Here is an 11,642-nt window from a genome sequence, read left to right on the forward strand (position 1 = left end):
ATGAGCAGAACGTCGTTCTGTTGTAGGCTGCCCTTAGTAACCGAATAATGCTCGGTTTCAGGAGGCACTGTGGCAGAGGCGTACATCGTCGGGGCGGTCCGTACCCCGGTCGGCAAGAAAAAGGGCGGCCTTTCCACCGTCCACCCCACTGACCTGGCAGCTCATACCCTGAAGGCGCTGATCGACCGCACCGGCGTCGACCCCGCGGCGGTGGAGGACGTCATCCTGGGGTGCGTCATGCAGTTCGGCCCCCAGAGCATGGACATCGCGCGAAATGCCTGGCTGTCGGCGGGGCTGCCCGAGACCACCGCCGGTGTCACGATCGACCGGCAGTGCGGCTCCTCGCAGCAGGCGATCCACTTCGCCGCCCAGGGCGTCATGTCCGGCACCCAGGACCTGGTGGTGGCGGGCGGCGTCGAGTCGATGAGCATCGTCCCCATGGGCTCCTCGATCACGGCCGCGCTGGAGAAGGGCATGCCGTTCCCGTTCGGCGAGAAATGGGTCGAGCGGTACGGCAAGCAGGAGATCTCGCAGTTCCGCGGCGCGGAGCTGATGTGCGAGAAGTGGGGCTACACCAGGGACGTGCTCGAGCAGTACGCGCTCGAGTCCCACCAGCGGGCCGCCAAGGCCATCGCGAACGGCCACTTCAAGGACCAGATCGCTCCCGTCAACGGCGTCGAGGACGACGAGGGCCCGAGGGCCGACACCACGCTGGAGAAGATGGCCTCGCTGAAGACGCTGAAGGAGGGCGGCCAGATCACCGCCGCCACCTCCTCGCAGATCTCCGACGGCTCGGGCGCGCTGCTGATCGCCTCCGAGCAGGCGGTCAGGGACCACGGCCTGACGCCACGGGCCCGCATCCACCAGCTCGCCCTCAAGGGCGACGACCCCGTCTACATGCTGACCGCCCCGATCCCCGCCACACGGCGGGCGCTGGAGAAGGCCGGCATGTCGATCGACGACATCGACGTCGTGGAGATCAACGAGGCCTTCGCCCCGGTGCCGCTGGCCTGGACGCACGAGCTCGGCGCCGACCCCGCCAAGGTCAACCCGAACGGCGGCGCCATCGCGCTCGGACACCCGCTCGGCGGCACGGGCGCCATCCTCATGACCAAGCTGCTGCACGAGCTGGAGCGCACGGGCGGCCGGTACGGGCTGCAGACGATGTGCGAGGGCGGCGGCCAGGCCAACGTCACGATCATCGAGCGCCTCTGACGCGGACAGCCATGGCGCCCCGCCCGCCGGGGCGCCATGGTGTTCAGAGCCTCAGGCGCCGGCGCGGGTAACCGGTCATCTTCGGTCGCCGGCGAGCCGGTGCTCGAAGCCGGTCACCATGGCGGCCAGGCCCGCGTCGAACCACTGGTCGTAGAAGGCCGTGGCCGTCTCGTCAGTGGGCGCGGGTGTGCCCCCGGGCGGGGTGCCGACCTGGGCCAGCGCGTGGCCGAGTACGTACACGGCGACCGACTGCACGGCCGTGATCACGTCCTCCTGTGGGATCCCGCCGGCCTCGAAGCGGGCCAGCAGTCCGGTGAGCAGTTCCTTCCCGAGATCGACATCCACGGGGTGGGTGGCGAGCAGCGGCACGGCGTGCGGGTGCGCGAGCAGGACCCGCCGGTACGCCACCGCGAACCCCGCCAGCGCCTCCGGCCAGGCCGTCGCGGGCGCGTAGCCGGCCACGGCCTCCGCGAACAGCCGGTTGACGATCTCCGCGAGCAGTGCCTCGCGGTTGGGAACGTGGCGGTAGAGCGACATGGCCGCGACACCGAGCCGCGCGCCGAGGCGGCGCATGGTCAGCGCGTCCAGGCCCTCGGCGTCCAGGACCTCGATGGCCGCGGTCACGACACGGTCGGTGGTGAGCACCGCGGGCCGTCCCGCACGTCTCCTGCCTTCGTTCACCCGGCCAGCGTAACGACGAGCGTGGTCGCCATCATGATCAGGGACAGGACGCCCACGACCATGTGCTGGACGTCGATCACGACGTCGTGGCCCTCGGTGGGCAGGAGCTTCAGCGTGCGGCCGTAGTCCCGCTGGTAGGTCGCCCGCTGGTCGGCGGTGCTGACGCCGAAGTACGGCAGCCACCAGTTGGTGACGTGCCCGATCAGGATCAGCACGCAGAGCGCGGTGGCGGTGACGAGCGACCACGTCCGGCCCAGCGCGACGCCGGCCGCGATCAGCAGCGGGAACGGGTAGTTGATCGCGGCCGCCAGGACCCGGTGGCGGACGTTGCCGCCGGTGAGGTCGTTGAGCGGGAACATCGGCACCCATTCGGTGACGACGAGCCAGGCCAGCCATAAGAAGGGAACGACGATCGCGATCGTGTGCACGGCTGCTCCTTAATTTGTGTACCTCGTAAGCTTACACAGTACGCAAATGCGGGCCACCGCCGCAACCGTCCCCGCGAGCGCCGTCACGAGCAGCATGATCGACAGAGGCGCGGCGAAGTAGGTGAGCTGGGCCCACGTCACCGCCCGCCCGTTCATGAGGAACGAGACCAGATCCGGGTAGGCCGCCAGCACCGCCGCGGGCAGCAGCAGCGGCACCAGCCGCAGCCACGGCCAGCGCGGTCGCCTGGCCGCCCAGCGCCTGGCGCGCAGCACGCCCATGGTGCCCAGGCCCGCCGCGACCACCGCGATCGCGCCCAGCACCAGCTCGTAGAGCTGCCGGTCGCCGCCGGGCGTCTCGGGCGTCCGGCCCTCGCTCAGCGCGGCCAACCCTTCCATGATGGCGTACGTGTCGTCGGTCAGGGCGGCACCGTTGGCCATGACGGCGAAGCCGTACCCGGTCTTGGGGGAGATGGCCTCGACCGCGTTGTACGTGAACAGGTTCCCCGAATGCGTGAGCAGCCCGGTGTCCTGGTCCACGCCCCAGCCCATGCCGTAGTCCCTGGTCTTGATGGGCGTGTGCATGACGTCGAGGCTCTGCCGCTTGACCAGCGGGCGGCCGTCGCCGGTCTGAGCGATCAGCCATCGGCCCATGTCGGCGGCGGTGGTGATGACCCCGCCGGAGCCGCTGTCGTTGAGGAAGCCGGACAGCTCGGGGCGCGGGAGCCAGGCGCCGAAGATCGAGTTGTAGCCGTCGGCCGGCTTGACGACCTGGTCGCTGACGGCGCTGGACTTCATGCCGAGCGGGCCGAACACCCGCTCCCGCAGATAGTCGCCGAACCGCTGCCCGGAAGCCACCTCCACCAGCCTGGCGGCGAGGTCGTAGTTGACGTTGCAGTACTCCCAGTGGGTGCCCGGGTCGGCGCGGAGCGCGGAGCCGGACAGCCGGGAGGTGTAGTCGGCGAGCGAGGTGGCGTTCTCCACCGCGGCGATGTCGACCGTGGAGTCCGAAAGGCCGGAGGTCTGGTTCAGCAGCTGCCGTACGGTGATCTTCGCCGCCAGCGGGTCCGCCATCCTGAAGCCGGGCAGCTGCGCGGCCACCGGCCCGTCGAGCGCGATCTTGCCGCGCTCCACGAGCGTCATCACGGCCATCGCGGTGAACGACTTGCTCACCGAGGCCACCCGCATCGGGGTGTTCTGGGTGACCGCGTGGCCTTCGGAGTCGTGGCCGTACCCGGCGGCGTGCACCACCTTGCCGTTGTGGGTGACGACCACGGACAGGCCGGGCAATCCAGTGGATTCGACGGCGCCGCGCACGTAGGCGTCGATGGTGGCCGGGGTCATGGAGGGCGTCGGGGCGCTGAGGGTCGCCGCCGTGAAAAGGCTGATCAGGAAGGTGTTCACGCGAGAAACCTAAAGAGAGACCACCCCCTTCCGGATCGGCCGTCCGTCCAGTGCCGACCCTGACGAAAGTCAGGTCAGCCGCTCGGGGACGGTGTTGTGCACCTGCTGGAAGATCACCGACGTGCGGAAGCCGACGATCTCCTTGCGCTTGCTCAGCCGGTCGAGCAGGAACGAGTGCAGGTGGTCCAGATCCTGCACCGCCACGTGCAGCAGGAAGTCGTCACCGCCCGCCAGCACGAACACGCTGAGCACCTCCGGCATCGCCGCGGCCGACGACTTGAAGGCGTTGATCACCGCCCGGCTCAGCGGCCGTACCTGGACCATGACCATGGCCTGGACGCTCCGGTTGAGCGCCGCCGGGTCGATGTCGGCGTGGTAGCCGCGGATGACGCCGCGCCGGGTGAGCGCCCTGACCCGCTCGAGGCACGTGGAGGGCGCGATGCCGAGCTGACGCGCGAGCTCCCTGTTGGACTGCCGCGCATCCGTTTGGAGGAGCCGTACGATCTCCGAATCTAGTTCGTCCATGAGTGGATCCTCGCATGATCTTCCGGCCGTACGTTCGGCTCATACCTAGGCGAGCCGAATGAATGCACTAATTTCACCCGTATGACGGAACATCGCATAGGAGCGGGCCAGGGCACGGCGATGCTGGTGGGGGCGGTGCTGGGGCCGGGGATGCTGGTGCTGCCGCACCTCGCCGCCTCCGCCGCGGGGCCAGCGTCCGTGCTGGCCTGGGCGGGGCTGCTCGCGCTCAGCGTGCCCGTCGCGCTCACCTTCGCCACGCTCGGCGCCAGGTACCCCGACGGCGGCGGAGTGGCGAGCTTCGCCGGGCTGGCGTTCGGCCGGCATGCCTCCGCCGTGGTCGGCTGGTGGTTCTACGGGGCCGTCCCCATCGGCACCGTCGCGGGCGCGCTGATCGGCGGCCAGTACGTCGAGGCCACCCTGGGCATGAACGCCACCCTGGCCGCCTGCCTGATCCTGGCCGCGGCCTTCGCCGCCAACGTCGCCGGGCTGCGTACCTCGGGGCGGCTGCAGATCGGCTTCGTCGCCCTGCTCGTCGCGCTGCTGGCGACGGCCGTGATCACCGCCGCGCCGCACGCCGACCCGGCCGCTTTCACCCCCTTCGCCCCGTACGGCGCCGCGGGCGTGGCCAGCGCGGCAGGCGTGCTCATGTTCGCCTTCGTCGGCTGGGAGGCGGCCAGCCACCTGTCCGCGGAGTTCGCCGGCGGCAAGAACGGCCTGGTCAGAGCTACCGTGGTGACCCTCGTCGTGATCGCCCTGCTGTACGTGGGCGTCTCCGTCGTCTCCGTGGGCGTGCTCGGCGCCCACATGCCCGGCGTGCCGCTCACCACCATGCTGGAGATCGGCATCGGCCCGGCGGCGCGGCCGGTCACCGGGGTGGTGGCGGTGCTGCTGACCTTCGGGGCCGTCAACACCTACATCGCCGGGGCCGCCCGGCTGGGCGCCGCCCTGGCCAGGGACGGGGCGCTGCCGGGCTGGTTCGCCAGGGGAGGGTCGCCGGGCATGACGCCGTACCGGAGCCTCGGGCTGCTCGCCGTGCTGAGCGTGCCCGTGCTGGTGTGGGCGGTGGACCTGGACCTGCTCATGCGGGCCACCTCGGCGTGCCTGGCCGCCGTCACGGTCGCGGGCGTGGCCGCCGCCGTGCGGATGCTGCCCGCCGGGCGGCACAGGACCACCGCCGTCGTGGGCGCCGGACTGTCGCTGGTGGCGCTGGCGTTCTGCGGGGTCTACCTCGTGGTGCCCGCCGTGCTGGCCCTGGTGGCGCTCGGGGCGCTGAAAGCGAATGCCCGGCGTTCGTACAAATTCCGGCTATGAACCGCGCAGGTCGCTGTCAGGCGGGGCAGTACTCATAGCACAGACGGCGCATCGTCGGGAGGTGCTATGACCGAGCACGCCAAGTACGCGGAGTCAAGAGAGGTCGGCGAGCAGGCCCGCGAGAAGGAGTGGACGCGGCCCAGCTTCGCCAAGCAGCTCTTCCTCGGCGACTTCCGGCTGGATCTGGTGTACCCCGTGCCGTCCCTGTCCGACGAGGCGGCCAGGCGAGGTGAGGAGTTCGTCAGGGCGGTGCGGCGCTACCTCGACGCGAGCGTCGATCCGGCGCTCATCGAGCGGACCGCGCAGGTGCCCGACGAGGTGGTCAAGGGCCTGGCGGCGCTCGGCGCGTTCGGGATCACGATCAGCGAGGAGTACGGCGGCCTCGGCCTTCCCTACCTGTACTACTGCCGCGCTCTCATGCTCGTCGGCTCGTACTGCCCGGCGCTGGCCACGCTGCTGTCGGCGCACCAGTCGATCGGGGTGCCGCAGCCGCTCAAGCTGTTCGGCACCGAGGAGCAGAAGCGGGAGTTCCTGCCGAGATGCGCGCGGGGCGAGATCTCCGCCTTCCTGCTGACCGAGCCCGACGTCGGCTCCGACCCGGCCCGCCTGTCCACCACCGCGGTCCGCGACGGCGACGACTACGTGATCGACGGTGTCAAGCTGTGGACGACGAACGGCGTCGTCGCCGACCTGCTCGTGGTCATGGCCAGGACCGGTAAGACGATCAGTGCGTTCGTGGTGGAGGCCGACTCTCCCGGCATCACGGTCAAGCGGCGCAACGGCTTCATGGGGCTGCGCGGCATCGAGAACGGGGTCACCGAGTTCACCCAGGTCAGGGTGCCTGCCAAGAACATGGTCGGGCGCGAGGGTCAGGGGCTGAAGATCGCCCTCACCACGCTCAACACCGGTCGCCTGTCGCTCCCTGCCACTTGTGCGGGCAACGCCAAGTGGGCCGTCAAGATCGCCCGCGAGTGGGGCAACGAGCGCGTGCAGTGGGGGCGCAAGGTCGGCCGGCACGAGGCCGTGGCCACGAAGATCTCCTTCATCGCGGCCACCGCGTACGCGCTCGAAGCCGTCAGCGAGCTCACCAGCCGCCTGGCCGACGACCAGCGCAACGACATCAGGATCGAGGCGGCGCTGGCCAAGCTCTATTCGTCGGAGATGTCGTACCAGGCGCTCGACGAACTGGTCCAGATGAGGGGCGGCCGCGGCTACGAGACCGCCGAGTCGCTCGTGGCGCGCGGCGAGCGCGGCGTGCCCGCCGAGCAGATGCTGCGCGACTCCCGCATCAACCGCATCTTCGAGGGCTCCTCGGAGATCATGCGCCTGATGATCACGCGCGAGGCGGTGGACGCGCACCTGTCGGCCGCGGGTGAGCTGGTCAACCCGGAGGCATCGCGCCAGGAACGCGCCCAGGCCCTGCGCAGGGCCAGCCGCTTCTACGCCAAGTGGCTGCCCACGCTGGTGGCCGGCACCGGCAACCTGCCCACGTCGTACGGCGACTTCGGCCCGCTCGCCCAGCACCTGCGCTTCGTGGAGCGGACCAGCAGGAAGCTGGCCAGGTCCACCTTCTACGGCATGTCCCGCTGGCAGGGCAGGCTGGAGCACAAGCAGTCGTTCCTCGGCCGGATCGTGGACATCGGGGCCGAGCTGTTCGCCATGACGGCCGCCTGCGTCAAGGCGGAGGAGGACTCCGCGGACCTGGGACGCCGGCCGTACGAGCTGGCCGACACCTTCTGCCACCAGGCAAGACAGCGCGTGGACTCGCTGTTCGACCGGCTCTGGGACAACACCGACGCGGGCGACGTGCGGCTGGCCGAGTACGTCCTCGAAGGCCGCTACGGCTTCCTCGAGGAGGGCATCCTCGACCCGTCCATCGAGGGCCCGTGGATCGGCACGCCGGAGGGCGGGGAGAGCGTGCGGAGAAAGATCCTCTGACGCCCGGTCTAGACCGGTTGTGAGGTTTCTGGGTCTCTGATGTTTTCAAACTGATACGAGCCGGTATAGACCGGCTCCGTGAGCCAGGCTTACGCTGGCGCAAACGCGTCGGGCCGCGTGCTCGCGCGCCTCATCCCCCAGGGCGGGGTCGTCAGCTGGTACGGACCAGCGACCCGCCCGGCGAGAAGGCGGTATCTCCAGTGAACATGAAGCTTGTGGGCGGCGCCGCTCTCGGCCTTGCCACGATGCTGGTCCTGACCGGCTGCGGATCGGGCGGCTCCGGTGGCTCGGGCGGTTCCGGTGGCGACGACAAGGCGGCGGGCGGCGGGCAGGTCACGCTGAAGATGGTCGCCGCCGACTACGGCGACGGCCCCGGCAAGCCGAACTCGGGTGAGACGTTCTGGAAGGGCGTCACCGACGAGTTCACCAAGGCCAACCCGAACATCAAGGTCGACGTCCAGGTCATCAACTGGAACGACATCGACAAGCAGGTCGCCACCATGGTCCAGAACGGCCAGGTGCCCGACATCCTGCAGACCGGCGACTACTCCGGCTTCGTCAAGGACGGGCTGCTCTACAAGGTGGACGAGGTGCTGTCGCCGAACGTCTCCGGCGACATGCTGCAGAAGTTCGCCGAGTTCGGCAAGGTCGACGGCACCGCGTACGGCATCCCGTTCGTCTCCTCCGCCCGCGCCCTGTTCTACAACAAGGACCTGTTCCAGAAGGCCGGCATCGCCGAGCCGCCGAAGACGTGGGACGAGCTCAAGGCCGACGCCGAGAAGCTGAAGAAGGCCGGCGTCACGCAGCCGTTCGGCCTGCCGCTGGGCCAGGAGGAGGCCCAGGGCGAGTCGTTCCTGTGGATGCTCGGCAACGGCGGCGGCTACAAGGACGCCTCCGGCAAGTGGGCGATCAACTCGCCGCAGAACGTCGAGACGTTCACGTACATGAAGGGCCTGGTCGACGCGGGCCTGACCACCCCCAACCCGGGCACCAAGGACCGTAAGACGGTCTGGGAGGACTTCGGCGCGGGCAAGGTCGGCATGGTGAACGGCGGCCCGATGTCCATCCCGATCTTCGACGCGGCCGGGCTGAAGAACTACGGCGTCGCACCCATCCCCGGCAAGGCGGGACCGCTCGACACCACGCTCGGCGTCATGGACTGGATCATGGCGTTCAACAAGAACGGCCACGCCGCCGAGATCAAGAAGTTCTTCGACTTCTTCTACACCGGCAGCGCCGCGCAGAAGATCTCCGACACCTACAAGCTGCTGCCTGTCACCAACGGCGGCATCAAGAAGCTCGAGGGCGACGAGAAGCTCAAGCCGTTCCTCGACGCGCTGCCGAACGCCAGCTTCTACCCCTTCCAGGACCCCAAGTGGGCCGAGGTGAACCCGGCGATCAAGCAGACCATCGGCGGGGCCGTCAAGGACGACCCGGCCAAGGTCCTCGGTGAGCTCCAGAAGACCGCCGAATCGGCCGGCTGATCGATCGGGGGCCCGTGCGGCCGGCGCTGTCACCGGTGCCGGCCGCACCGTCTTGGAAGGTTGCTCATGAGAAGGTTGCGCGTCCTCGAGCCACTCGCGTGGGTCGGGCCCGCCGTGGTGCTGATCGCGCTGGTCGTGCTCTGGCCTGTGATCGAGATGATCAGGTCGTCGTTCCTCAAGATCAGCCGCTTCGGCGTGGTCCAGGGGAGCAACGGGCTCGCGAACTACGACAAGCTGTTCGGCGAGAAGGACTTCGCCGACATCATGGTCCGCAGCGTGGTCTGGGTGGTCGCGGTCGTCGCGTTCACCGTGCTGATCTCGCTGGCCCTCGCCCAGCTGTTCAACCAGCGCTTCCCGCTGCGCAAGGTGGCCCGGTGGGCGCTGATCGCGCCGTGGGCCGCGTCCGTGCTGATGACGGCGATCATCTTCAAGTGGATGCTCGACCCCGAGGTCGGCGTGATCAACCAGGTCCGGCTGAAGCTGGGGCTGATCGACGCGATGGGCGGGGCCTCGGCCGACCAGCTCGGCGACGCCTCCACCGCGATGCCGTGGCTGGTGTTCGTGGCCGTCTTCGTGTCGGTGCCGTTCACCACGTACGCGCTGCTGGCCGGGCTGGCGACGATCCCCGCCGACGTCTATGAGGCGGCCAAGATGGACGGAGCCACTCGGTTCCGGACGTACTGGTCGATCACGCTGCCACTGCTGCGGCCCGCGCTCACCGTGGCGGCGCTCATCAATGTCATGAACGTCTTCAACAGCTTCCCGATCATCTGGGCCATGACGCGCGGCCAGCCTGGTTACTCCACGGCCACCTCGACGGTTCTCATGTACATCCTCAAGGGCTCGAACATCGGCGAGTCGGCGGCCATGTCCGTCGTCAACTTCGGCATGGTGATCATCCTGACCGCGATCTTCCTCAAGGTCTCCCGCTGGAACAAGGAGGTGGCGTGATGGCGATCAAGACCCTGCCGTCGCAGGCCACCCGGCCGCGGCAGCACGTCAGGCCGGCGGCGCGGCGCACGATGCCGAAGCTCAAGACCGTGCTCGTCGCGGCCGCCGCGTACGTCGTCGCGTTCGTCTTCCTGTTCCCGTACGTGGTGATGTTGCTCACCTCGCTGCGCTCGCAGGAGTCGCTGCGCGAGGTGTCGTTCTGGCCGAAGGAGTGGGTGTGGTCGAACCTCGCCAACTTCTGGACCAGCGGCCTGGCCGGCAACCTGTGGGTGACGCTCAAGGTCGCCGGCGGCTCGACCGTGCTGGTGCTCCTGGTGGCGCTGCCGGCCGCGTACTACTCGGCCAGGCACAACTTCAGGGGGCGCACGGCGTTCCTGATCCTCGTGCTGATCACCCAGATGTTCCAGCCCACGGCCATGCTGGTCGGCATCTACCGCGAGTTCTTCCAGTTCGGGCTGGACTCGACCTGGTCGCTGATCCTCGTGAACGGCGGGTTCAACCTGGCGTTCGCGGTGTGGATCCTGAACGCGTACTTCGCCTCGATCCCGCGCGAGCTCGAGGAGGCGGCGTTCATCGACGGGAACGGGCGCTTCGGGGCGCTGTTCAGGATCACGCTGCCGCTGGCCATGCCCGGCGTCATCACGGCGCTGATCTTCACCTTCATCGCCGCGTGGAACGAGTTCGTGGTCGCCTCGACCCTGGCCACGACGCCGGAGAACCAGCCGCTCACGGTGGCGCTCAACTCGTTCATCGGTCAGTACCAGGTGGACTGGCAGAACCTGTTCGCCGGGTCGGTGATCGCCACCATCCCCGTGATCATCCTCTTCGCGCTGATCGAGCGAAAAGTGGTGGGCGGCCTCACGGCCGGGTCCATCAAGTAGCGCCTACGCCTTGGGCTGGGGCACCCGTGCCACGCAGAAGACCGTCTGGCCGAACGGTGGCCTGATGAACCGCTCGATGAAGCGGGTCGTCGGGACCACCGTGCGGTCGTAGATCTTGACCAGGCGCGGGTCGGGGTAGCCGACGCCGCCCCGGCGCACGGCCGCCCACCAGGCGATGCCGCCCAGGAAGTTGATCGGCTTGAGCACCTCGATGTCGAGGCCCGCCCTGGCGACCGTCGCGCCCAGCGTCTTGGGCGTGTAGCGCTGGACATGGCCGACCTTGCGGTCGAAGTCTCCGTAGAGCTGCATGTAGCCCGGCACCCAGATGATGATCCGCCCGCCCGGCAGCGTGACGCGGGCCAGCGAGCGCAGCGCCTCCGCGTCGTCCTCGATGTGCTCCAGGACGTTCATCATGACGACGGTGTCGACCTTGTCCTCGAGCGGGATGTCGGTGGGCAGGCCGAACTGCAGGACGCTGATGTCGTCGCGATCCGCGAAGCGCTTGCCCAGCTGCTCGACGCAGTAGGGGTCGAAGTCGCTCACGACGAGTCTGTCGAGGCGCGGCAGGAACTGCTCCGCGAAGTGGCCGAGGCCCGAGCCGATCTCCAGCATCGAACGGCCGACATGCGGGGCGACCATGTCGAACTCGTACTGCCGATAGTTCTTGGCCTCGTCGCCACCCAGGTGGTTCTCCAAGGCCTCGTCACCGGCGGCCGGTTGTACTACACGGTCATACCCAGAAGACATTGTCCAGTTCCTTCAAGGGAGCTCATGGATTGCCCGAGTCTAATGCCCCGATCACCGGTGAGGGTCACCTGATGCGTGAA

11 protein-coding genes are annotated in these 11,642 nt (G+C 68.8%); 6 read left to right on the forward strand and 5 right to left on the reverse strand.

Going from position 1 to position 11,642, the window contains the following annotated elements; all coding sequences use genetic code 11:
* The first annotated feature begins 69 nt into the window (after nt 1-69).
* Nucleotides 70-1,215, forward strand: a complete 1,146-nt coding sequence (locus AB0J64_RS32145) for an acetyl-CoA C-acetyltransferase (protein WP_364035142.1) — start codon at nt 70-72, stop codon at nt 1,213-1,215.
* A gap of 75 nt (nt 1,216-1,290) precedes the next feature.
* On the opposite strand, the gene AB0J64_RS32150 is transcribed toward AB0J64_RS32145, so the two are convergent.
* From AB0J64_RS32150 to AB0J64_RS32165, 4 genes are all read right to left on the reverse strand, one after another.
* On the reverse strand, nt 1,291-1,896 hold the full coding sequence (locus AB0J64_RS32150) for a TetR family transcriptional regulator (RefSeq protein ID WP_364035145.1): 606 nt from the start codon (nt 1,894-1,896) through the stop codon (nt 1,291-1,293).
* A complete protein-coding gene (locus tag AB0J64_RS32155; RefSeq protein ID WP_364035148.1) occupies nt 1,893-2,324 on the reverse strand; it encodes a hypothetical protein in 432 nt (143 codons plus the stop codon). The genes AB0J64_RS32150 and AB0J64_RS32155 overlap by 4 nt, the downstream gene beginning before the upstream one ends.
* 9 nt (nt 2,325-2,333) lie before the next feature.
* A complete protein-coding gene (locus AB0J64_RS32160; RefSeq protein ID WP_364035151.1) occupies nt 2,334-3,725 on the reverse strand; it encodes a serine hydrolase domain-containing protein in 1,392 nt (463 codons plus the stop codon).
* Nucleotides 3,726-3,794: 69 nt separating this feature from the next.
* On the reverse strand, nt 3,795-4,250 hold the full coding sequence (locus AB0J64_RS32165; protein WP_344997661.1) for an Lrp/AsnC family transcriptional regulator: 456 nt from the start codon (nt 4,248-4,250) through the stop codon (nt 3,795-3,797).
* A gap of 81 nt (nt 4,251-4,331) precedes the next feature.
* Here AB0J64_RS32165 and AB0J64_RS32170 point away from each other — a divergent pair, with 81 nt between their 5' ends.
* The 5 genes from AB0J64_RS32170 (at nt 4,332) to AB0J64_RS32190 (ending at nt 10,815) form a co-directional block, all read left to right on the forward strand.
* Nucleotides 4,332-5,561 carry an amino acid permease gene (locus AB0J64_RS32170; RefSeq protein WP_364035154.1) on the forward strand — a complete coding sequence of 410 codons (1,230 nt, stop codon included), beginning with the start codon at nt 4,332-4,334 and terminating at the stop codon, nt 5,559-5,561.
* 66 nt (nt 5,562-5,627) lie between these two features.
* Nucleotides 5,628-7,499, forward strand: a complete 1,872-nt coding sequence (locus AB0J64_RS32175) for an acyl-CoA dehydrogenase family protein (RefSeq protein WP_364035157.1) — start codon at nt 5,628-5,630, stop codon at nt 7,497-7,499.
* Nucleotides 7,500-7,705: 206 nt separating this feature from the next.
* The gene (locus AB0J64_RS32180; RefSeq protein WP_364035229.1) at nt 7,706-8,983 is read left to right on the forward strand and encodes an extracellular solute-binding protein; all 1,278 of its coding nucleotides are present in this window, start codon (nt 7,706-7,708) and stop codon (nt 8,981-8,983) included.
* A 66-nt stretch (nt 8,984-9,049) separates the two neighbouring features.
* Nucleotides 9,050-9,934 (forward strand): sugar ABC transporter permease, encoded by an 885-nt coding sequence (locus AB0J64_RS32185; protein ID WP_364035160.1) that lies wholly within the window; start codon nt 9,050-9,052, stop codon nt 9,932-9,934.
* On the forward strand, nt 9,934-10,815 hold the full coding sequence (locus AB0J64_RS32190) for a carbohydrate ABC transporter permease (protein WP_364035163.1): 882 nt from the start codon (nt 9,934-9,936) through the stop codon (nt 10,813-10,815). The genes AB0J64_RS32185 and AB0J64_RS32190 overlap by 1 nt, the downstream gene beginning before the upstream one ends.
* Before the next feature lie 3 nt (nt 10,816-10,818).
* Here the strand turns inward: AB0J64_RS32190 and AB0J64_RS32195 are convergent, their stop codons facing one another.
* Nucleotides 10,819-11,511, reverse strand: a complete 693-nt coding sequence (locus AB0J64_RS32195) for a methyltransferase domain-containing protein (RefSeq protein WP_364035166.1) — start codon at nt 11,509-11,511, stop codon at nt 10,819-10,821.
* Nucleotides 11,512-11,642 lie beyond the last annotated feature (131 nt).

It is taken from the genome of Nonomuraea sp. NPDC049695 (assembly GCF_040674955.1).
Lineage (GTDB): Bacteria > Actinomycetota > Actinomycetes > Streptosporangiales > Streptosporangiaceae > Nonomuraea > Nonomuraea helvata.

Excerpts from the sequence above, each read along its gene's own strand:
- AB0J64_RS32170 (WP_364035154.1), top strand. The coding sequence starts at position 4,332 with ATGACGGAACATCGCATAGGAGCGGGCCAGGGCACGGCGATGCTGGTG.
- AB0J64_RS32175 (WP_364035157.1), top strand. The coding sequence starts at position 5,628 with ATGACCGAGCACGCCAAGTACGCGGAGTCAAGAGAGGTCGGCGAGCAG.
- AB0J64_RS32190 (WP_364035163.1), top strand. The coding sequence starts at position 9,934 with ATGGCGATCAAGACCCTGCCGTCGCAGGCCACCCGGCCGCGGCAGCAC.
- AB0J64_RS32180 (WP_364035229.1), top strand. The coding sequence starts at position 7,706 with ATGAAGCTTGTGGGCGGCGCCGCTCTCGGCCTTGCCACGATGCTGGTC.
- AB0J64_RS32165 (WP_344997661.1), bottom strand. The coding sequence starts at position 4,250 with ATGGACGAACTAGATTCGGAGATCGTACGGCTCCTCCAAACGGATGCG.
- AB0J64_RS32185 (WP_364035160.1), top strand. The coding sequence starts at position 9,050 with ATGAGAAGGTTGCGCGTCCTCGAGCCACTCGCGTGGGTCGGGCCCGCC.